The sequence below is a fragment of the Clostridium sp. UBA7791 genome (genome assembly GCF_002480755.1).
In the GTDB taxonomy this organism is placed as follows: Bacteria; Bacillota; Clostridia; order Clostridiales; family Clostridiaceae; genus Clostridium_J; species Clostridium_J sulfidigenes.
In genome coordinates, this window is the sequence record NZ_DLCT01000003.1 from 384,170 (window position 1) to 404,881 (window position 20,712).

The 20,712-nt window shown below is 28.9% G+C and carries 21 protein-coding genes; 15 read left to right on the forward strand and 6 right to left on the reverse strand.

Annotated elements, in window-relative coordinates:
- The first annotated feature begins 141 nt into the window (after window positions 1-141).
- Both B3Z56_RS03365 and B3Z56_RS03370 read left to right on the forward strand, forming a co-directional pair.
- Complete coding sequence (locus B3Z56_RS03365; RefSeq protein ID WP_346847511.1) at window positions 142-1,098, forward strand: siderophore ABC transporter substrate-binding protein; 957 nt, start codon at window positions 142-144, stop codon at window positions 1,096-1,098.
- 179 nt (window positions 1,099-1,277) lie between these two features.
- Window positions 1,278-2,423, forward strand: a complete 1,146-nt coding sequence (locus B3Z56_RS03370; RefSeq protein WP_346878242.1) for a LysM peptidoglycan-binding domain-containing protein — start codon at window positions 1,278-1,280, stop codon at window positions 2,421-2,423.
- A gap of 117 nt (window positions 2,424-2,540) precedes the next feature.
- Here the strand turns inward: B3Z56_RS03370 and B3Z56_RS03375 are convergent, their stop codons facing one another.
- The 3 genes from B3Z56_RS03375 to B3Z56_RS03385 all read right to left on the reverse strand — a co-directional run bounded on the left by B3Z56_RS03375 (window position 2,541) and on the right by B3Z56_RS03385 (window position 6,050).
- On the reverse strand, window positions 2,541-4,112 hold the full coding sequence (locus tag B3Z56_RS03375) for a glycine betaine ABC transporter substrate-binding protein (protein WP_346847509.1): 1,572 nt from the start codon (window positions 4,110-4,112) through the stop codon (window positions 2,541-2,543).
- A 4-nt stretch (window positions 4,113-4,116) separates the two neighbouring features.
- Complete coding sequence (locus B3Z56_RS03380; RefSeq protein ID WP_346847508.1) at window positions 4,117-5,241, reverse strand: ABC transporter ATP-binding protein; 1,125 nt, start codon at window positions 5,239-5,241, stop codon at window positions 4,117-4,119.
- A gap of 182 nt (window positions 5,242-5,423) precedes the next feature.
- On the reverse strand, window positions 5,424-6,050 hold the full coding sequence (locus B3Z56_RS03385; protein ID WP_035129977.1) for a TrkA C-terminal domain-containing protein: 627 nt from the start codon (window positions 6,048-6,050) through the stop codon (window positions 5,424-5,426).
- Between the two features lie 656 nt (window positions 6,051-6,706).
- Between B3Z56_RS03385 and B3Z56_RS03390 the strand changes: the two genes are divergently transcribed.
- The 4 genes from B3Z56_RS03390 to B3Z56_RS03405 all read left to right on the forward strand — a co-directional run bounded on the left by B3Z56_RS03390 (window position 6,707) and on the right by B3Z56_RS03405 (window position 10,348).
- Window positions 6,707-7,081 carry a YbaN family protein gene (locus tag B3Z56_RS03390; protein ID WP_035129974.1) on the forward strand — a complete coding sequence of 125 codons (375 nt, stop codon included), beginning with the start codon at window positions 6,707-6,709 and terminating at the stop codon, window positions 7,079-7,081.
- A 472-nt stretch (window positions 7,082-7,553) separates the two neighbouring features.
- On the forward strand, window positions 7,554-9,200 hold the full coding sequence (metG, locus tag B3Z56_RS03395) for a methionine--tRNA ligase (protein WP_346847507.1): 1,647 nt from the start codon (window positions 7,554-7,556) through the stop codon (window positions 9,198-9,200).
- Window positions 9,201-9,344: 144 nt separating this feature from the next.
- Window positions 9,345-9,671 (forward strand): hypothetical protein, encoded by a 327-nt coding sequence (locus B3Z56_RS03400; RefSeq protein WP_346847506.1) that lies wholly within the window; start codon window positions 9,345-9,347, stop codon window positions 9,669-9,671.
- Window positions 9,672-9,706: 35 nt separating this feature from the next.
- Complete coding sequence (locus B3Z56_RS03405; protein WP_346876564.1) at window positions 9,707-10,348, forward strand: HAD family hydrolase; 642 nt, start codon at window positions 9,707-9,709, stop codon at window positions 10,346-10,348.
- A 66-nt stretch (window positions 10,349-10,414) separates the two neighbouring features.
- Here the strand turns inward: B3Z56_RS03405 and B3Z56_RS03410 are convergent, their stop codons facing one another.
- Window positions 10,415-10,669: a hypothetical protein gene (locus B3Z56_RS03410; RefSeq protein ID WP_346847504.1), complete on the reverse strand. Its 255-nt coding sequence runs from the start codon at window positions 10,667-10,669 to the stop codon at window positions 10,415-10,417.
- Between the two features lie 141 nt (window positions 10,670-10,810).
- Here B3Z56_RS03410 and B3Z56_RS03415 point away from each other — a divergent pair, with 141 nt between their 5' ends.
- Window positions 10,811-11,401: an MgtC/SapB family protein gene (locus tag B3Z56_RS03415; protein WP_346847503.1), complete on the forward strand. Its 591-nt coding sequence runs from the start codon at window positions 10,811-10,813 to the stop codon at window positions 11,399-11,401.
- A 30-nt stretch (window positions 11,402-11,431) separates the two neighbouring features.
- Here the strand turns inward: B3Z56_RS03415 and B3Z56_RS03420 are convergent, their stop codons facing one another.
- Complete coding sequence (locus tag B3Z56_RS03420; protein ID WP_346876563.1) at window positions 11,432-12,535, reverse strand: hypothetical protein; 1,104 nt, start codon at window positions 12,533-12,535, stop codon at window positions 11,432-11,434.
- A gap of 327 nt (window positions 12,536-12,862) precedes the next feature.
- Between B3Z56_RS03420 and B3Z56_RS03425 the strand changes: the two genes are divergently transcribed.
- The 5 genes from B3Z56_RS03425 (at window position 12,863) to B3Z56_RS03445 (ending at window position 15,851) form a co-directional block, all read left to right on the forward strand.
- Window positions 12,863-13,366 (forward strand): MogA/MoaB family molybdenum cofactor biosynthesis protein, encoded by a 504-nt coding sequence (locus B3Z56_RS03425; protein ID WP_346847501.1) that lies wholly within the window; start codon window positions 12,863-12,865, stop codon window positions 13,364-13,366.
- A gap of 23 nt (window positions 13,367-13,389) precedes the next feature.
- Window positions 13,390-14,400: a GTP 3',8-cyclase MoaA gene (gene moaA, locus B3Z56_RS03430; RefSeq protein WP_346847500.1), complete on the forward strand. Its 1,011-nt coding sequence runs from the start codon at window positions 13,390-13,392 to the stop codon at window positions 14,398-14,400.
- 21 nt (window positions 14,401-14,421) lie between these two features.
- Complete coding sequence (moaC, locus tag B3Z56_RS03435) at window positions 14,422-14,901, forward strand: cyclic pyranopterin monophosphate synthase MoaC (protein ID WP_346847807.1); 480 nt, start codon at window positions 14,422-14,424, stop codon at window positions 14,899-14,901.
- A gap of 18 nt (window positions 14,902-14,919) precedes the next feature.
- Complete coding sequence (locus tag B3Z56_RS03440; protein ID WP_346847499.1) at window positions 14,920-15,366, forward strand: MOSC domain-containing protein; 447 nt, start codon at window positions 14,920-14,922, stop codon at window positions 15,364-15,366.
- 134 nt (window positions 15,367-15,500) lie between these two features.
- Window positions 15,501-15,851 (forward strand): zinc ribbon domain-containing protein YjdM, encoded by a 351-nt coding sequence (locus B3Z56_RS03445; protein WP_035129948.1) that lies wholly within the window; start codon window positions 15,501-15,503, stop codon window positions 15,849-15,851.
- Between the two features lie 145 nt (window positions 15,852-15,996).
- Here the strand turns inward: B3Z56_RS03445 and B3Z56_RS03450 are convergent, their stop codons facing one another.
- A complete protein-coding gene (locus tag B3Z56_RS03450) occupies window positions 15,997-16,443 on the reverse strand; it encodes an Lrp/AsnC family transcriptional regulator (RefSeq protein ID WP_346876561.1) in 447 nt (148 codons plus the stop codon).
- Between the two features lie 137 nt (window positions 16,444-16,580).
- Here B3Z56_RS03450 and B3Z56_RS03455 point away from each other — a divergent pair, with 137 nt between their 5' ends.
- The 3 genes from B3Z56_RS03455 to B3Z56_RS03465 all read left to right on the forward strand — a co-directional run bounded on the left by B3Z56_RS03455 (window position 16,581) and on the right by B3Z56_RS03465 (window position 20,626).
- Window positions 16,581-17,003, forward strand: coding sequence for a carboxymuconolactone decarboxylase family protein (locus B3Z56_RS03455; RefSeq protein WP_346847497.1), 423 nt, complete (start codon window positions 16,581-16,583; stop codon window positions 17,001-17,003).
- Between the two features lie 313 nt (window positions 17,004-17,316).
- Complete coding sequence (locus B3Z56_RS03460; RefSeq protein WP_346878243.1) at window positions 17,317-19,521, forward strand: type IA DNA topoisomerase; 2,205 nt, start codon at window positions 17,317-17,319, stop codon at window positions 19,519-19,521.
- A 235-nt stretch (window positions 19,522-19,756) separates the two neighbouring features.
- Window positions 19,757-20,626 (forward strand): cation diffusion facilitator family transporter, encoded by an 870-nt coding sequence (locus tag B3Z56_RS03465; RefSeq protein ID WP_346876559.1) that lies wholly within the window; start codon window positions 19,757-19,759, stop codon window positions 20,624-20,626.
- Window positions 20,627-20,712 lie beyond the last annotated feature (86 nt).

The window sequence follows — 20,712 nt, forward strand, 5'->3', positions numbered from 1 at the left end:
GAGAAAAAGAAATCTATGATTTCTATAACAATAAAATATAATTTATTCTTAAATTCAAAATTAAAGAAATTTATTATAAATAAATATTAAGATATAAGGAAAATATTAATTGGATATAGATGAAAGGAATAGGTGAAACAAATGAATAAGAAAAAAATTAATATAATAGTAGGAGTTGCAATAGTTGCTTTAATTGGTGTGTTTGCAGCTACAAAACTTGGTAACAAAGATAATGAAGGGGAAAAAGGTGAAACTATAAAAATAATCCATACTGCTGGAGAAACTGAGGTACCTAAGAATCCAGAAAAAGTAGTAGTATTAGACTATGCATCTTTAGATATTATGGATTCATTAGATATAAAAGGATTAGTAGGATTACCAAAGAAAAACCTGCCAACTTATCTTTCAGAATATAAGGAAGAAAAATATACAGATTTAGGTGGATTAAAAGAATTTAGTCTAGAAGTAATCAATGAGATCAAACCGAATTTAATAATAATTGAAGGTAGACAAGCTGATTATTATGAGGAACTTTCTGCTATAGCTCCAACAATACAATTAGGAACAGATACTACAAAGTATTTAGAGTCATTAGAGTCAAATGTAAACATAATAGGACAAATATTTGGGAAAGAAGATGCAGCAACATCTAAATTAAAAGAACTTAATAAAAGAGTTGAAGAAGTAGGTAAAAAAATAAAAGAGCAAGGGTTTAATGCTTTAGCTACTATAATTACAGATGGTTCTATGAGTGTATACGGAGCAGGATCAAGATTTTCAATTATATTTGAAAAGTTCGGCTTTGTTCCAACAGATGAGAATATAGAAGTATCAAAGCATGGTCAAAATATAACTTATGAGTACTTATTAGCTAAAAATCCAAACTATCTTTTTGTAGTTGATAAGTCAGCAGGAACAAGTGGATCAGAAGATTATTCAGCAGCTAAGGAAGTAATAGAGAATGAATTAGTAAAAACTACAGACACATATAAAAATGGAAATATAGTTTATCTAAATGCTCAAGCTTGGTATGTGGGTGGAGCTGGACTTCAAGCAGCTGATTTAATTATAGAGGATATGGAAGGTATCACAAAATAATAATTAGTAAAATAGAAAATAGCTATTTGACATTCTAAAAGTCAAATAGCTATTTTTATAATGTGTTTAGTTGTTATAATACTGTCATCATATTAAAGTTAGTTATATAATGTAAAAATTATAATAGAGAGTAGAATAAATTAATAAAGAGCATATTTATATAGAGAGGAGGTGTTTCTATGGAAAGTAGAAATAGTAGTAATTATAAGGGGATTGATATAAGTAGTTGGCAAGGAAATGTAAATTTTAAAAAAGTAAAAGACGGTGGGATAGAAATAGTTTATATTAAAGCAACGGAAGGTATAAGCTATGTTAATAATTATTTTTCTTCATCCTATAAAAATGCTAAAGAGCAGGGTTTGAAGGTTGGATTTTATCACTTCTTTCTAGGAGGAATAGATCCTAAAGCTCAAGCTAGGCATTTTGTAAATACCATTGGAAATAGAGAATTTGATTGTAGACTAGCTATAGATATAGAACAGACTAATGGTTTAAATAAGACATCTTTAACAAGTGCAGCAATAATATTTTTAGAAGAGGTTAAGAGACTAACTAGTAAAGGTATCGTAGTTTATACCTATACTAATTTTGCAAGAACTAGTTTAGATAGTAGGTTAGGAATATATCCTTTATGGATTGCTGAATATGGGGTAAGCAAACCTGCTAGTAATCCAATATGGAATCAATGGGTTGGTTTTCAATTTTCAAGTACTGGACAAGTCCCCGGTGTAAGTGGAAATTGTGACCTAAATGAGTTCAATGAGGGAATATTATTAAATGGACAAAGTATACCAGAAAGTCCAAGTACAGATGATAATAGTAAAAATGATAAATACTATACAGTACAATCAGGGGATACTTTAAGTGGAATAGCAGAAAAATATAATACAACCTATCAAGTACTGGCATCTATTAATGGTATATCGAATCCTAATTTAATATATCCAGGACAAAAAATAATATTGCCAACAGGTAGTTCTTCAACAGGAGGTAATACCGGTAATTCATCCTATTATATTGTAAAATCAGGAGATACTTTGAGCGGTATAGCACAAGAATATGGAACTACAACTAAAGTTCTAGCTAGTATTAATAATATATCAAATCCTAATTTAATATATCCAGGACAAAAAATAGTATTACCATCAGGTAGTTCTTCATCTAAAGGTAATGCTAGTAGTTCATCCTATTATACTGTAAAATCGGGGGATACTTTAAGTGAGATAGCACAGCGGTTTGATACTACTACTTCAACTCTTGTTAAGCTTAATAATATATCAAATCCAAATTTAATATACCCAGGACAAGTGATAAAAATAAAGTAAAACAACCTTAATGAGAAAAAGAGACTGTTGCAGAGTGAGTTTTAATCTATTCTGCACAGTCTCTTGTATTTGAAATTTAATCTATAACTTATTAGTTGTAATAAAAAGTTATTATATTTATATTAAACCTTGTTTTTCTAAAAATTCTCGGGATACATCATTAGGTTCCATCTGTAGTTCATCAACTTTATAATTAAGTTCCATCATGATGTCATCATTAAGGATAGTTGATAATTGTTCCAATAGAGGAATTATTTCTGGATACTCTTTAAGAGTTTCACCTCTAACTATAGGCATAGCATAATAGGGTGGGAAAAAGTTCTTATCATCTTTTAATGTCTTTAATTTAAATTTCTTTAGCAATCCATCTGTTGCGAAGGCATCTACCACATCTATCTCTTTGCTGATTAAAGCAGTGTATCGTGGAGAACCATCAAGGCCTATAGAATCTTTAAATGAAAAATTGTATTTTTTGCTTAGTCCAGGAAGACCATCATCCCTGTTTAAGAATTCTAAGGTAGTTCCAGACTTTAGGTTAGTAGCAATGAGTGAAAGATCACTAATACTTTCTAAATTATATTTTTCAGCTGTTTCTTGTTCAACAGCTAAGGTATAAGTATTATTAAACTCCATTTGTTTTAAAACTTCAATATTGTATTTTTCTTTGAAATCATTTTTTACAGTAGCATATACTTTTTCCATATCACTTATAGGAGGATTGCCTAAGGTATCTCCATAAGCTGTCCCACTATATTCAATATATAAATCTATGTCATCAGATTTTAAAGCAGAAAAACATACTTGAGTACCACCAAGATTTATTTTACGATTTACTGAAATATCAGTATTTTCTTCAATTAAATCTGAAACCATGTGGCCTAATATCATTTGTTCACTAAAATCTTTACTCCCTACAGTAATTACTTTTGAGTTAGTATTAACATTAGTAATTGCAGAAAATATAAATATTAGAATAATAAAAATACTTGAGATTGCTAATATTCCTTTTTGCATTTTACGAGTTTTCATGAAATCTTTTTTTGTATTAGACTTAACCTTTTGTAAACTGATTGGAGTTGTTAGTTTTTCAACAATACTAGCTAGAAAATCTACAGCTAAAGCTAGTATACATGCTGGGATTGCACCAGCTAGTATTTGATTATTATTCACAGTTCTTATTCCAGAGAATACAAGGTAACCTAATCCACCGGCACCTATAAAGGCAGCAATGGTCATTAAGCCAACAGCAGTAACAGAAGAAATTCGAACTCCAGCCATTATAACAGGGAGAGCTAATGGAATTTGAATTTTTGTTAGAATTTGAAATTTTGTCAATCCTATTCCTTTTGCGGCTTCAATTGTCTGTGGGTTAATATTAGAAATCCCAGTATAAGTATTTTTGATTATAGGCAACAAGGAATATAGAATTACTGTTGTAACTGCAGGGAGAGTTCCTATACCTAAAAATGGTATGGAAAATCCTAATAAAGCCATACTAGGTATAGCTTGAATAATATTTGCTGCTCCAAGAATTGGTTTATTTAACTTCTTGACATAGGAAATTAGAATTCCTAGGGGAACACCTATTAAAATTGCTAGGCCAACTGAAATTGAAGTAAGTCTGATATGCTCAATCAATAATGATATAATTTGTGTTTTATTTTGTAAAATGTATTCTAAAATATTCATATTACTACGCCTCCTCTTCTATATATTGTTGACTAAGCGTTGTAACAAGACTACTTTCAGTAATTAATCCAATAAGACTGCTACTATCATTTAAAACAGGAACTGTTGAAATATTATTCTCATTTACAATTTTTAAAATATCAATTATAGTATCATTTGGAGAAACATAAATATAATTATTGTTAAGAATAGAACTGATTTGAATTGATTTATCATCAATTGATCGCATTTGTTTTGCCTTTACTATTCCTTGCAGTTTTTTTGATTTGTTATCAACAACCATTAAGCTATCAACTTTGTACGAACGCATCTTTTCTATACATTTAAATATTGATAGGTCCTTAGAGCAAGTTATAGGATTTTCTATCATAATATCTTCAGCTTTAATAAAGTCAGGAGAGGTCCAGATTCTTTTTTTACCAACAAATTGTGAGACAAAATCATTAACGGGGTTTTTTAATATATTTTCAGGTGTATCGTATTGAATAATTTTGCCTTTATCCATGATACACATCTTATCTGATATTTTTATAGCTTCATCCATATCGTGGGTTACAAATATAATAGTTTTCTTTAGTTTTGATTGTAAATTCACAAGTTCATCTTGCAAACTTGAACGTGTAATTGGATCAAGAGCTGAAAATGGCTCGTCCATTAATATTATATCTGGATTAGTGGCAAAGGCTCTTGCGACACCTACTCTTTGTTGTTGCCCTCCACTTAGTTCTACAGGGTATCGATTAAGAAATTTATCACAATCAAGACCAACCATATCCATTAAATTATATGTTTGTTGTGTAATGTCTTCAGGATTTTTATTTTGAACTTTTGGTATTAGTTCAATATTTTCTCTTATGGTCATATGAGGAAATAAACCTGTTTGCTGAATAACATAACCCATATTTCTTCTAAGATCTATTACATTTTTAGTGCTAATATCTTCATTGTTAATATATATTTTACCAGAAGTTGGTGTTATGAGACCATTTATCATTTTTAGTGTAGTTGTCTTTCCACAACCACTTTCACCTATAATAGCTACTAATTTACCTTTTTCAATCTCAAAAGAGACATCAGAAAGAACAGTAGTATTTTTAAATTTTTTTGAAATATTCTCGAATTTTATCAATGTAAATCCTCCTTTGTAAAGTAACAACCTAATTATAAATGAAAGTTGTTACTTTGTCAAATTCAAAAAAAATAAACTATCGCAAAAATATATTAATCTTAGTTCATATACTAGCAAAGATTAATATATTATTTTCTGATAGTTTAATTAATTTATATTAAGTTTATTACATACAATTTAAATTAGGGATATAAATATTTTTTTACACGCTCAATGCAATTTTCATCTCCAACAAAATAAAATATATCATTTTCTTGAAAAACTGCGTATGGTCCTGGTGACATAAGTAAAGAGTCGTTTCTTCTGATTGCTATTATTGTTGCTGAAGTATTATGCCAAAAGTTTATATCAGATGCAGATTTATTAATATAAGGTGTAGCAGATGTTATTTCTACTTGAAATGGTGTAAATGGATTTACAGAGCGTAATCTATCAGTTTTATCTATTAAATCAGAAAGACATCCGTATAAAAATTTTATTTCTTTTTTTTGTCTGTCAACACTATCAATAATATCTTGCTTTAGATTACTTATAGTATTAATATCATCATGTTGTTTAACGAATTTTATAGCATTTTCGTAGGACTTTATAGTAACTCCACTACCTTTTGAAGTATCTACAATATTTAAGTCTGATAATACACAAATAGCACGCCTTGCAGTTTCAGATGAGACACCATATTGACTTGCAAGAGAAGATCTTGCATAAATCTTATCACCAACTTTATAATGACCATCAACAATTTTGGCTGCAACATCGGCTGCTATTTGTTGATATCTAGGACTTGTTATTTTAAATTTATTTTCCATAATAATTCTCCTATAACTATATTAATAACAAAATTAAATATATCATATTTAATTTTAAATTAGTATATATTAGTACAAATAAAATTAGCATTCCACTTTATTGTAATGAATTGACATAGAATATAATAGTGATATACTTTAATTAATACCACTTATAAACGTTTACAGTTTGTGGGAAATAAGCTACTTTTAAAAGTAATAACATTTTAAAGAATATGTTAAAATTAATTTAAATATTTTTAGAGATGATATTATATAGAGTATACCCTAATATATTGGAATAAAGGACTAAAATTAAGAAAAAATTAAAATTTTGTAGAAAAATATATTTTGAAATTTTAGTATTTTGTATTATAATAATATTATAGAACAAATTTTTTATGCTATATATTAACAATTTAATATATATAATTAGTTTCATTTAAAATTTCCCTATAATTTTAAAAGAACTAGACATTAAACAAGACACAGACAGAAAAAGTCTACCATATAGATGGTAGGCTTTTTCTGTTTTTGTCTTGTTTACTAAAGATAAAGATTTAAATTATTAAAATAGAAAAAATAATTGATAAAATATATTGAAATTAATTGTTGGTTATTATAATGTATACATATTAAAATGATTATCTCTATAAGGATTTAGGAAGGGAGTTACTATGAATAAGTGTAAAAAGTTTATATGCGTATCTGTAGGGTTGATATGTTTTACACTTGGAGCGATAGGGATTATATTACCTATACTCCCTACAACACCATTTTTGCTGTTAGCCTCTTTTTTCTTTGTAAAAGGGTCTGAGAGATTTGATATTTGGTTCAAGAACACAAAGATATATAAAAAACACCTAGATAGTTTTGTAAAGGAAAAAGCAATGACTTTAAAACAAAAGATGACTATATTGTTATTTGCTGATTTTATGATGGCATTTCCACTTATAATTTTAGATAGTTTAGTTATAAAATGCATTATTGTTTTGATGATAATAATTAAATATTACTATTTTCTATTTGTAATAAAAACTATTAATAATTAATAGTTTTAAACTTCAATTGACAAGTTGGTAAATATATATATAATTATAAGTATAATAGCTAAATGCAAAGAAAAGGAAAGTAACTTTAAGAATACTTATACAGAGAGCTTTCATTGGTGAGAAGAAGCAATGGATATTAAAGAGAAAATGGCCTTGGAGCAGTGCACCGAGATTTAATATTAAGGCTGCAACGGGTTCACCCGTAATAGTGATAGAGTATAACTATAAACAGGATTTTTATGAGAAATTTTATCTATGTACTAGTCGTGGAATAAATTTCATGTAAGCAATTTTAATTATAACGTACTTGAAGAGATTTATATTGTGAAATGTAAATGAAGTAGGATGGTAACACGAAGTTTTAACTCTCGTTCCTAAGATTAATTTCTTAGGAGTGGGAGTTTTTAGTTTTACTCCAAATTTATAATTTGGAGAAGTGAAAAATTAAATAGTATAAGAGGAGGAGAGTAGAATGAATATTTTAATTGGAGGAGCATGGCCTTATGCCAATGGTTCGTTGCACATAGGACATATTGCAGCATTATTGCCTGGAGACGTTATAGCTAGATATTATAGAGCAAAAGGGGATGATGTATTATATATTTCAGGAAGTGATTGTCACGGAACACCTATTTCTATTAGAGCAAAAAAAGAGGGTGTATTATCAGAAGTTATAGCTAATAGATATCATGAGGAATTTAAGTATTGTTTTGATAAGTTAAATTTCAGCTATGATTGTTATTCAAGAACTGATGATAATCAGCATAAAGAAGAAGTAAGAAGGATAATTATAAGTCTATATGAAAAAGGCTTAATATATGAAAAAAAAGTAAGTCAAGTTTATTGTGAGGAGTGCAAACAATTTTTACCTGATAGATATGTAGAGGGAGTATGTCCGCATTGCAATAGTATTGCAAGAGGTGATCAATGTGAAAATTGTTCAACCCTTCTAGATCCTTTAGAGTTAAAGGATAGACTGTGTAAATTATGTGGTAGTAAGCCAGTAGTAAAATCCACTAAACAATTATACTTTGCATTATCTACTTTTGAAAAAGGACTTAGAAAGCATTTAGAAAGGTCTAGAAAAAACTGGAGAATAAATGCAGTAAATAGTACAGAAAGATACTTAAATGAAGGTTTGAAAGATAGAGCTATTTCTAGGGATTTAGATATAGGAATAGATATACCAATTAAAGGATTTGAAGATAAGAAAGTATATGTATGGATTGATGCGGTATTGGGATATTTAACTGTAAGTGAGAAGTGGGGAAAAGAAAATAATAAAAATTGTAGTGATTATTGGAATAGTAGCAGTATTTCATATTATATTCATGGAAAAGATAATATACCATTTCATACAATCATACTTCCAGCATTATTAAGAGGAACAGGACCAGAAAGAAATCCAGATAAGGTTATTTCTAGTGAATATGTGACTTTAGAAGGAAAGAAAATATCAACAAGTAATAACTGGGCAATTTGGGTACCAGATATAGTAGATAGATATAATAGTGACTTAATAAGATATTTCTTTATTGCAAATGGACCTGAAAGAAGAGATGCTGATTTTACTTGGAGGGAGTTCATAAATAAAAATAATGGTGAATTATTGGGAGCTTATGGAAACCTAGTTAATAGAACTTTGGTATTTGTTAAGAAGAATTTTAATAGCAAGGTACCAAAAGGAAAAGTTGAAGAGTCAATTAAAAGCACTATAGAAGAATTATATAAAAATATTGGGGAAAATATAGAAGAAGGAAATTTAAAATCTGGCATAGAAAGAATATTTACATTTATACGAAGTATAAATAAATATTTTGATGAAGAAATGCCATGGATTACCATAAAACAAGATAATAAACAGTGTGAAAATACTATTTATAATTGTTTATATGCTATTGTAAACCTAGCAAATCTTCTAAATCCATTTTTGCCAGAGTCCTCAGAAAAGATTAAAAGTTGGTTTTATTGCGAAGAAAATAGGTGGAAAGAGATTCAATTAAATTCAGGAGTAAATATAAGTAATTTTCATGTTTTATTTGAAAGATTAGATAAGAGTATTATTGATGAAGAATTAAGTAAATTAGAACTACATGGCAAAGATATCAAATCCACTTAGTGTCCATTAACAAAATATTTTAGAATATTATGATATAATTTATATGTTAGTGTATTATTAAAATTTTTGATAACTTCTTTTGTAAGAATGGTAACTTATAATTTGCTATAGTTTTACATTTAAAAGTTGGGAAGTGAGTATAAAATGGTGGGTAAATATAAAGTAGTAACTTTATGCGGAAGTACAAAGTTTAAAGAGGATTTTATAAAAGTTCAAAAGGAGTTAACTCTTCAGGGGATAATTGTAATATCAGTAGGATTATTCGGCCACGCAGATGGTGAATTTGGAACTATAATTACAGATGAAATTAAAATCATGCTTGATGATATTCATAAAAGAAAAATTGATATGGCAGATGAAATCTTTGTTATAAATAAGAATGGGTATATAGGCTCTAGCACCAGAAGTGAAATTAAATATGCGAAGGAACATGGCAAAAAAATAGTTTATTTGGAGCCTAATTATGAATAATTACTAATGAAAATAAGATATTTAGGAGTGAGTTTATGATATTAGAGACAGTAGATAGCATTATATTTGATTTAGACGGAACTATGTGGGATTCATTAGATGCGATTGTAGAAATATGGAATGAAGCTATAAAGGATTTTAGTGATATAGATGCAATAATTACAAAGGAAAAATTAAAATCAGTAGTAGGGGTACCAGTTATAGATTTAGTTAAGATCCTTCTTCCAGATTTGAAGGAAGAAAGAGCAATTGAATTTATGAATTATTGCTGTAAGAAAGAAAATGAATATTTACCGCTTCATGGAGGAATCCTTTTTCAAGGACTAGAAGAAACCTTAAAGAAGCTTTCACAAAAATATAAGCTATTTATAGTTAGTAACTGTCACCACGGTTATATAGAAGCTTTTTTTCATGCTCATAACATGAAAAAATATTTTATAGATTTTGAACATCCAGGAAGAACGGGACTTACAAAGGGTGAGAATATAAAACTCATAATTAATAGAAATAATTTAAAGAATCCTATGTATGTTGGTGATACACAAGGGGATAGAAATGCAGCTAGGTTAGCAGGAATACCTTTTGTGTATGCATCTTATGGATTTGGGAATGTGGAAGATTATGATTATAAAATAGATAGGTTTCCAGAATTAGTAGACATGTATTTTAGACAATAAAAAAATATATAATTCCCATGAAAATATATAATTTTTTCATGGGGATTAGTTTTTAATATTATTATTCTAATTAGTTGAATTTTTATTTATATTTAAGCAAACAATAACTCCAATGGACATACAAATAAGTATGAGTAAAGATGATATTTCAGTAGATATAATATCAGATGTGCTTATTAAAGTTAATAATTTTGATTGAATATTTACGTCAAATCCTAAAAGCATAGAAATAGATGAGACGATGGTAACTATTAGAGATAATACAGATAATCCACAGATTATTCCGGTAATTATACGAATTAAATTTTCTTTTCTTTTCATATAACTGTTATTTAGATAAGTTTAAAGTATTATCTAAAATCCTCCTTGCCTTTAAGTTGTAAAATAATTATAACATTTTTTTAAACAATATTAAACCTATGAATATAATATAAGTAATTATACTATGATGGGGAGGGAATTATGGATTATATAGTAGTGTTAGAAAGGCTTATAGTAGGCGTTATAGTAGGGGGACTTGTTGGATATGAAAGGGAATTTAAAAATAGTCCAGCAGGGTTTAGAACTCATATATTAGTATGCTTAGGAGCTACAATTATTTCTTTAATAACAGAGTATGATATACAAAAAATCATGGTTATTGCTCAAAATCCTATGTATGCTGAAGTTATAAAAGTCGATATAGCTAGATTAGGAGCTCAGGTTATAAGTGGTGTTGGATTTTTAGGAGCTGGTACTATTTTAAGAGAGAAAGGATCTGTAAGGGGATTAACTACTGCCGCAACTCTTTGGATTGTGGCATGCTTAGGTTTAGCGGTAGGAAGAGGACTCTATGCACTATCCTTAACAGCAGCCGTAATCATATTTATAATACTAAGCTTATTTAAAAAAGCTGATAGAGTTATACAAAAAGATACAAAGTGGAGAATAAGGTTTAGGAAAAAAGAAAAAGAAGATGAGGTTGATGAAGATTATAATATTACTGAAGGAAAAAATAGTGAGGATGTTATAACTTTATACGAGAAAGTAAATGAGCCAATAAGTAGAGAGTAGTCTCTACTTATTGGCTTTATAATATCAGTATTAACCACCATAAATAGTATTCCACCAGCTTTCATCTGGTTTACCACCAGACATAAGTCCCTCTGCAACCCAAGTATTACTTTTGTTACTATAAAATATATATAGCCACCTGACGGTTACACCTTTATCGAAGGCTGAATTTCCTGGTTCTTTAACGTTTATTTCTAGTTCGTAATAAGCTTTATTATTTCTTACTTCAGCATTAAGTATTTTTACATAGTCAATATCTATTTCATCCCATATTTTTTGACCTTCTTCTAAAGTATCACTATTAGAAGAATTAACTGTATAATTGTAAATGAAGGAATATTCTTTGTTTATCATAGCATTCATATATGAATTACAAAATTCTTCAGCGGAGCTAATATCATGATTTATAGAAGTAGAATCATTAGTTTGTAGTGAATGAGAATCTAAATTTTGTGGATTATAATATTTTTTATTTGGTAATATTTCTGTCAATGGAGTAAAAATAGAAACAAGCCATTTTTTATTTTTATTTATTAGCTTAATTTTTCCTTCTAGAGTTTGCTTTTCCTTGTATCCATCATTATATATTATATTAATATCAGCATTATATTTGTAGTAAGCTTCGGTATCATTATCACTAGAGATTTTATCAAGAATAATGTTAGATATGGTAGTGGTGTATTCATAGTCCTTAGCCATTTTTATAGAAGATAAGGGAAATCTATTTAAAATAAGTTCATCACCTAATTGAGAAGTAATAGAATCACCTATATTTTTTAAACAAACTTCTCTAATTTTAGTTTCATCTTCAGGAGAAAGTGTAACAATACCTGTCTCCCCATTAGAAGGAGCACGTCCTTCAAGAGAGCTTTCAAAAAGCTTAGAAAGTTGATCTGTTAAAGTGTAGTCTGAAATATTATAGTAATTTTCTATAAAAGATTCAGCAACGGTTTTATCAGGAGAAGGATTTACTCTTTCGCAAGCAATTAGGGAAAATATAACGATACTAAAGAAAAGTATAATACATAACAAGGAGATACCATTAAGTTTGTTCTTCATATCAAAAATATTTTTAAATCTTTTTTTCGTGTTATCTACACCTCCATTAAAATTGGTTGAAAAAGTATTAACCATTATTATCACTTCTACAAATGTAGTATATAATTATATTCTACATTTGTAGAAGGTTTATATCAAGAAATAAATGTAATAACATATAAAATTTACAATTAAGTTTATGTATTAAAAGGTATGTTATAGAAAATAAATATCGGGAAACTAATTATTTTTATAATGTACAATTTGAAAAAAATTGAATATATTTACATAAAATATAATAAATATGATATAATTGATATTAATAAAAACTGAGGAGATAGTCAGGATATAATTTTGCGTTTAATATAAAAATTATATTTATTTAAATATTTGAATTAACAATAACTTTATGGAGGTTATAGTATGAAAAAAACTGCAATTTTAACTATAAGTGATAAAGGTTCTGAAGGACAGCGTATAGATGAGACAGGGCAAGTGTTAAGGGAGTATTTAGAAAAAAATAAATATATAGTCCATTATTATAAAATTATACCTGATGAAGTTGTAGATATAAAAAAAGAACTTATATATATATGTGATGAATTAAATATACCATTGGTAATTACTAATGGAGGAACTGGATTTTCAAAGAGGGATGTAACTCCAGAAGCAACTTTACAAGTTATAGAAAAGTATGTACCTGGGATTGGAGAATTTATGAGAATGAAGTCTATGGAAATTACACCAAGAGCGATGCTGTCTAGAGGAATTGTAGGTATTAGAAAGAATTCTTTAATTATAAATCTACCAGGAAGTCCTAGAGGTGCTAAAGAAAATATAGAATTCATTTTTCCATATTTAGATCATGGACTAAAGATTTTATCTGGAGAAACTTCAGAATGTGCTAGGAGTGAAGTTGATTTATAGGGAGTATAAAGGGAGGAGTATTTATGGAAGATTCCCATGGACGTAACATAAATTATTTAAGAGTTTCTCTTACGGATATGTGCAATTTAAGATGTATGTATTGCATGCCAGAAGGAAAGTGTAATCAAAATTATGTTAGTTCGAAAATGTCTATAGAAGAAATAGATTTAATTATTAGAATATTTGCTGAATGTGGTGTTGAGAAAGTTAGATTTACTGGTGGAGAACCGTTGATTGTAAAGGATATTTCTAAGATTATATATAATGCATCCCAAGTTAAAGGAATTAAAGATATATCTTTAACTACTAATGGCATATTTTTGAAGGATAAAATAGATGAATTAAAGAAGGCAGGGTTAAATAGAGTAAATGTTAGTATGGATACATTAAAGGAAGACAAGTATGAAGGAATAACAGGACGATCATATCTTAAAAAAGTTAAAGAAGGTATAGAAGTATGTTTAGATAAGGGCATTACTCCGGTGAAAATTAATGTGGTGCTTATGAAAGGTATAAACTTAGACGAGGTTGATGAGTTTATTAAAATTGCAGAGAAAATGCCTATAGATGTGAGGTTTATAGAATTAATGCCTATAGGAGCAGGTACAGAGTTATTTAAAAATCATTTTATACCCTATAAGGATATAGTAGAGTCACATCCTAATCTTATACCTGAAGATCATAGAGTATCTTCAACGGCAGAACTTTATAAAAGTAGTAAGGGAAAAGGGAGAATTGGATTTATTAGTCCTATAAGTTGTAATTTTTGTAGTGAGTGTAATAGAGTTAGATTAACTGCTGAAGGTGGAATTAAGTCTTGTTTGCATGGTGAAGAGGAAATTAATATTCTATCAGATGTACGAGATTTATTTAAAAAATATAATTTATCATACTGCGATTTACGAGAGAGTAGAGAATATAGTATTCTTAAGAAAAAGATTTTAGGAGCTATGTATAATAAGCCATTAGGACATAGACTATCTATGGAAGGAAAAAGTAGAAGCAATAAGCAAATGTTTCAAATAGGAGGATAACTTATGATTAAAGATGTTCAAATAGATGAAGGATTCACTCATATAAATGAGCAAGGAAGAGCTAGAATGGTAGATGTTAGTGAAAAGAAAAAGACAGATAGAGAGGCAATAGCCTGCGGTTCTATTTATATGAAGAAATCTACTTTAGAAAAGATAGACAAAGGGGAAATTATAAAGGGAGATGTACTTTCCGTAGCTCAAGTGGGTGGGATAATGGGAGCAAAGAAAACTTCAGATATAATTCCCATGTGTCATTCTATCATGATGTCAGGGTGTGATATTACCTTTCACCTAGATCATGATAAAAGTAAGGTAGATATAATAGCTACAACTAAAACAATAGGGGAGACCGGTATAGAAATGGAAGCTTTAACAGCGGTATCCATAGCAGCATTAACTATATATGATATGTGTAAGTCAGTAGATAAATCAATGGTTATAAGTGATATTAGGCTACTTCGAAAGATTGGTGGAAAATCTGGAGAGATTAATTATTTTTAAAGATAGGAGAAGATGGATATGGCAAAGGTTATTAGTATAAATATAAGTACTGAGAAAGGGGTTATAAAAACACCTATAAAAAGAGGTTTCTTTAAGATCGACTTCGGATTAGAAGGAGATGCTCATGGTGGTAATTGGCATAGACAAGTTAGCTTGTTAGGAGATGAAAGCATAGATAAGCTTAGAGGAAAAATAAATAAAGAATTAGTCCCAGGAATATTTGCAGAAAATATAACAACACAAGGAATAACTTTATATGAACTACCCATAGGAACAAAGCTTTCCATTGGAGAAGTTATTATGGAGGTGACACAGATTGGAAAAGAATGTCATAAGGACTGTGAAATAATGAAGACCACAGGGGAGTGTGTTATGCCTAGAGAAGGGATTTTTGCTCAAGTATTAGAAGAAGGATGGATAGAACCTGGTGATGAGATTTCTGTAATTAAGTACTGGAAAGCTTGAGTTAAATTATAAATAGAATTTGTCAATAGAGGAAGACTATGATAGTATATAAGAACATAAGAAGCTGTATATATTATTTTATAAAGTGAATCTTATGTATCAGAACTATAGTAACGAATGGAGGAAATGAAGTTATGGGTAATTTACCTAATTGTCCAAAATGTAATTCAGAATACACTTACGAAGATGGAAGTATTTTTGTTTGCCCAGAATGTGCTCACGAGTGGGGAGTACAAGCTGAAAATGAAAATAATGAAGATATTAATGTTATAAAAGATGCAAATGGAAATGTGTTACAAGATGGTGATTCTGTAACAATAATTAAAGATCTTAAAGTAAAAGGTGCTTCATCATCAATAAAAATAGGAACGAAAGTAAAAAATATACGTTTAGTTCCTGATGCATCTGATGGCCATAACATTGATTGTAAAATTGATGGTTTTGGAGCTATGAGTTTAAAATCCGAATTCGTTAAAAAAATATAAGCTATAATTAACTCTACAAAAGGAAACTTCCATGAATTATATGTAGTTCATGGAGGCTTTCTTTTTTTATTTTAATTTAAACACTAAGGTAACAGGATTATGATCAGAGTATTTTAACATGGGAACTATGGACAGAATAAAAAACTTATATTAAAAACTTATTTATAGAATTCTCTATGACTACTTCTGAGAATGCAATATAAGTACTAGTTGTTGCATATGGAGATACTTCATTAATAAATTCTTCAATGTCACTTAAATCTTTAACTGAAAGTTTAACAAGAAAACAACCATCCCCAGCAATTCTATAGCACCATTCACTGCGATTGTAGTCTTTAATAAAATTTTTGAATCGCTCATATTCACCATTTTTCATGGTGATTTTTATTATACAATCAATGGATAGACCAAGATTCTTTTTATTTATAGTAATAGTATAGCCTTCTATTATTCTGTTATCTTCAAGTCTTTTTACTCTCTCTGTAACAGAGGATGGGGATAGGTTAATTCGCTTTGACAACTCTCTTATGGATAATCTACTATTTTTTTCTAATTCGGATAGAATCATTACATCAATTTCGTCAAATTTCATTTGAAATATTTTCTCCTTTTTAATATTTTGTATGATATATATATAGGTTTTATTATATGTCATATGAAATACAAAATTCAATTTTATTTATATATAATATTAATAAAATTAGATTTGATTAATAAAGGAGAGATATTATGACAAAAATAAATTTTTCAAATGAGGGGATAACATCCTTTGAACAACTACTTGGATATAACAGTGAGATAATGAAAGGTTGGAGTAATTTAGAAATAAGTTTTTTAAAATCTAAAACTTTTGGTTATGAATTAAAAGAAGAAGTAAGACGTACTCTTGCTTTTAACAATGGATGTAAATATTGTATGGCAAAGGGAAAGCCTTCTGAAGATATAGAGGATAAAAATATAAGAATGGCAACGAAAATTGCAGATATGATTTCAAAGAATATAGTTTTAACAGAGGAGACTTTTAAAAGTTTAAGAGAACTATTCAGTGAAAAAGAAATCTCAGAGCTTTTTGCACTAATTTGCTTTTTTACAGCATCGCAAAGGTTCGGAGCTTTACTTGATTTGGAACCTAGCTGTGCAATATATATTTAGAAGGGCTAGTTCAAGATAAGTTAGCCGATAAGTATTGACAAAGGAGCTATTTAACATTATAAATAGCTCCATATTTATCTATGAAAATATTTATATGTTTTTATATATAAAATCCTCATATTATCACTTCTGATAAATCATAATCTACTACCTTAGGGTCTAGTCAAAAAAGTTTATATTGTAAAATAAATGTCTAGTTTTAATAAAGTTTTATTTTATTGTATAATTAAGTGGAAAGTTTTAAGAATTAAAAATAACTATAAATATAAGTAAATTTATTTAAGTAAGAGAAAATAAGTAAGGTGTGAGAGAAGTGGCTAAGGTTATTATTGCGGAAAAACCATCCGTGGCAAAGAATATTGCAGAAGCTTTAAATATAAAAACTAGAAAAGATGGATACTTTGAGGGTGAGAATTATTTAGTTACATGGGCGTTTGGTCACTTATTACAACTATATGATGCTAAAGATTATGATGAAAGCATGAAGGGATGGGAGTTTTCTAAATTTCCATTTATACCTAAGGAGTTTAAATATAAGATAAAAAGTGATTCACTTAATAGAAATATTACTGATAAGGGAGCTGAGAAACAGCTTAGCATTATTAAATCACTTATAGATAGAGAGAATGTAGATGGAATAATATCCGCCACAGACTTTGATAGAGAGGGTCAGGTTATAGCAGATGAATTATTTATATATTTCAATGAAGAAAAGCCTGTATATAGGCTTCTTCTAAATGAGTGGACTCCAGATGAAGTAAAAAAGGGTATGGAAGCTTTAAAGCCTAATAAAGAAATGAAGTCCTTACAAGATGCTGGAATAGGAAGGCAATGGGCAGATTGGGTTATTGGGATAAATCTTACATCTGTGGCAACTTTGAGATATAAATTTGAAGATGTTAAAATGCTAAACATAGGAAGAGTGTTATTACCAACTCTAAAGATAATCTATGATAGGGACATGGAAATTGAAAACTTTGTAGCTACTACTTATTATAAGTTATCGGCTACCTTTAAGACTAAGGCTAATGAGGAGTACGAAGGTCTATATTATGAAAATGATTCAGAAAAATTCGAAGAGAAGTCTTATTTAAGTAATATAGGAAAATTACTACAAGGACAAAGAGCGGAGATAGTTGATAAGCAAACAGAGAAGAAAAGGGAATATCCACCGTATCTATTTAACTTATCAAATCTTCAAGGACATATTACTAGTAAATTTAAAGGATGGACTTCCGATAAGGTTTTAAAGGTTGCCCAGTCTCTTTATGAAAAAAAGTTTATTACTTATCCTAGAACTGCCAGTATTGTCCTAGAAGAAAGCTTAGAGGATAGAACAAGGAAGGTTTTGGAGAATCTTAAAAAGGGTCTACCATACGAAAATCAAATAAAATTTGCAAAAACTAAAAGGGTTTTTGATAATTCTAAGGTGGAGAGTCATAGTGCTATAGTTCCAACTTATATAAAACCAAGCGGCCTTAGTGCTGATGAAGCAATTGTTTATAATGCAGTGAAAAATAGATTTATAATGCAATTTATGCCTATTGCTGAATTTGAGGAAACAAAAATTACGGCTAAGGTTTATGAGGAAAATATTAAAGGCATATTTGTTTCCAAGGGTAAAGTTCAAATTGTTGAAGGCTGGCGTGTGGTAGAAAAGATAGAAACTAAGGATACTATACTTCCTTTAGTTATGGAAAAGGGAGTAGTGGATATTGTAGGAAATAAAGTTAACACCGTAACAAAGAAGCCACCTAAAAATCATACAGAAAAGACTTTGCTAAGGGTTATGGAAACCTGTGGTAAGAGTTTAGGAAAAGAAGAAAATAATGATGATGATGATGAAAACTCTTCAGAAGATAATTTAGAGGAAACTTCGGAAGAATTAATGAAGTCCATATTGAGCGGTTTTAGTATAGGAACACCAGCTACTAGAGCTGAAACTATTAAAAAACTTAAAGATATAGGATATATTACTACTAAAGGAAAAAACCTAACTTGTACAGAGTTAGGTAGGACAATGGTAGAGATGTTTCCTGTAAGGGATTTGTTTGACTTAGAATACACCGGTAGGCTAGAAAAAACCCTATCGGATATAGAAAAAGAAACTGTAGAAAAAGACACCTTTATTAAGCATATTTGTGATTTTACTAGTAAATCTGTGGAAATTATAAAAAAGGATACATCAATGTTATCTAAAATAAAGATAGAGCTTTCTCCTGGGACGGTTAGTGTAGGTAATTGTCCTATATGCGGAAATCCAGTAGTGGAAGGAGAAAAAAGCTTTGGGTGTAGTAACTGGAAAAATGGTTGTAAATTCACTATTTGGAAGAATGATAAATACATTGAATCCTATGGCAAGAAAGTTACAAAAGAAATGGTAGAAATACTTCTTAAAAATGGTAAAGTAGGATTTAGAAATTTGAGAAGCAAGAAAGGAAATACCTTTGCTGCTTATTTTAGATATGAAAAAAATGAAGAAACAGGTTATTTAAGTTGGAAGATGGAATTTATTTAAAAAGATAAACAAAAATTATATTTAAACTACAGATAATTAAAGTAGATTCATTATCAATTGATAATACATTATACAAGAAACTTATTGAGAAAACTCACAAATTAAGGGTAACTGAGTATTATAATAATATACTTTATCTGGTGTATGGCCATATTATTGTTGATTTCCGATATTAAGGAAAAAGATAATAGTGGTTCAACATTAGACTAAAGTCAATTGATAATGGAGGAGATTTATGGATGAAAGAACAAGTATAGGTGTAGGAGTTAGTAAAAATACAATCTTAGTTAATGCCATTTTAGGAACAATTAAAGTATTGGTAGGTATTATGTCTAGTAGTAATGCGATGATTGCAGATGGTATCCATTCTTTTTCTGATGTGATTAGTACTATAGGAGTAATAATAGGACTAAAGCTTTCCAATAAACCTGATGATAAATGCCATCCTTATGGACATGAAAGAATTGAAAGTATTTCTTCTTTGTTTTTATCTATAATGCTTTTTGTGGTTGCTATATCTATAGGATATTCTGGTATTAAAAATATTGTTTTAGGAGAAATAAAGAATCCAGGAATCCTTGCTATTTGGGCTGCTATATTGTCTATTATCGTTAAAGAGTGGATGTATTTTTATACAATAAAATATGCTAACAAAATAAATAGTTCTGCTCTCAGAGCAGATGCTTGGCATCATAGATCAGATTCTTTTTCTTCAGTGGGAGCTTTAATTGGAATAATTGGAGCTAGAATGGGATGGCCAATTTTAGATTCAGTAGTTGCCATAGTTATTTGTGTTGTAATTATAAAAGTAGCCTGTGATGTATTAAAGCAAAGTGTAAATCAATTAATAGATACTTCTGCAGATGAAGAAATTATAAGTGATATCAATGAAAAACTTCAGACTATTGAGGGCGTAAGACATATTGACAGTATAAAAACGAGACAACATGCTAATAGAGTATATGTAGATGTAGAAGTGTCTGTAGATTCAAAACTTACAGTAGAAGAAGGACATGACATAGCAATAAACATACACCATGGTGTCGAAAAAAATAATAATATTAAGCATTGTATGGTTCATATTAATCCTTATAAGTATAATTAATATGAACATTAAATTAAAACGATGGATTATATTTGACCTAAATAATTTTTTGACTTAAATAAGAGTAAAAATACTATATGCAATAT

Bases quoted from the DNA above. Each gene is read 5' to 3' on its own strand.
- B3Z56_RS03365 (WP_346847511.1), top strand. From the start codon at position 142: ATGAATAAGAAAAAAATTAATATAATAGTAGGAGTTGCAATAGTTGCT.
- B3Z56_RS03370 (WP_346878242.1), top strand. From the start codon at position 1,278: ATGGAAAGTAGAAATAGTAGTAATTATAAGGGGATTGATATAAGTAGT.
- B3Z56_RS03375 (WP_346847509.1), bottom strand. From the start codon at position 4,112: ATGAATATTTTAGAATACATTTTACAAAATAAAACACAAATTATATCA.
- B3Z56_RS03385 (WP_035129977.1), bottom strand. From the start codon at position 6,050: ATGGAAAATAAATTTAAAATAACAAGTCCTAGATATCAACAAATAGCA.
- B3Z56_RS03390 (WP_035129974.1), top strand. From the start codon at position 6,707: ATGAATAAGTGTAAAAAGTTTATATGCGTATCTGTAGGGTTGATATGT.
- metG (WP_346847507.1), top strand. From the start codon at position 7,554: ATGAATATTTTAATTGGAGGAGCATGGCCTTATGCCAATGGTTCGTTG.
- B3Z56_RS03400 (WP_346847506.1), top strand. From the start codon at position 9,345: ATGGTGGGTAAATATAAAGTAGTAACTTTATGCGGAAGTACAAAGTTT.
- B3Z56_RS03405 (WP_346876564.1), top strand. From the start codon at position 9,707: ATGATATTAGAGACAGTAGATAGCATTATATTTGATTTAGACGGAACT.
- B3Z56_RS03410 (WP_346847504.1), bottom strand. From the start codon at position 10,669: ATGAAAAGAAAAGAAAATTTAATTCGTATAATTACCGGAATAATCTGT.
- B3Z56_RS03415 (WP_346847503.1), top strand. From the start codon at position 10,811: ATGGATTATATAGTAGTGTTAGAAAGGCTTATAGTAGGCGTTATAGTA.
- B3Z56_RS03420 (WP_346876563.1), bottom strand. From the start codon at position 12,535: ATGGTTAATACTTTTTCAACCAATTTTAATGGAGGTGTAGATAACACG.
- B3Z56_RS03425 (WP_346847501.1), top strand. From the start codon at position 12,863: ATGAAAAAAACTGCAATTTTAACTATAAGTGATAAAGGTTCTGAAGGA.
- moaA (WP_346847500.1), top strand. From the start codon at position 13,390: ATGGAAGATTCCCATGGACGTAACATAAATTATTTAAGAGTTTCTCTT.
- B3Z56_RS03440 (WP_346847499.1), top strand. From the start codon at position 14,920: ATGGCAAAGGTTATTAGTATAAATATAAGTACTGAGAAAGGGGTTATA.
- B3Z56_RS03445 (WP_035129948.1), top strand. From the start codon at position 15,501: ATGGGTAATTTACCTAATTGTCCAAAATGTAATTCAGAATACACTTAC.
- B3Z56_RS03450 (WP_346876561.1), bottom strand. From the start codon at position 16,443: ATGAAATTTGACGAAATTGATGTAATGATTCTATCCGAATTAGAAAAA.
- B3Z56_RS03455 (WP_346847497.1), top strand. From the start codon at position 16,581: ATGACAAAAATAAATTTTTCAAATGAGGGGATAACATCCTTTGAACAA.
- B3Z56_RS03465 (WP_346876559.1), top strand. From the start codon at position 19,757: ATGGATGAAAGAACAAGTATAGGTGTAGGAGTTAGTAAAAATACAATC.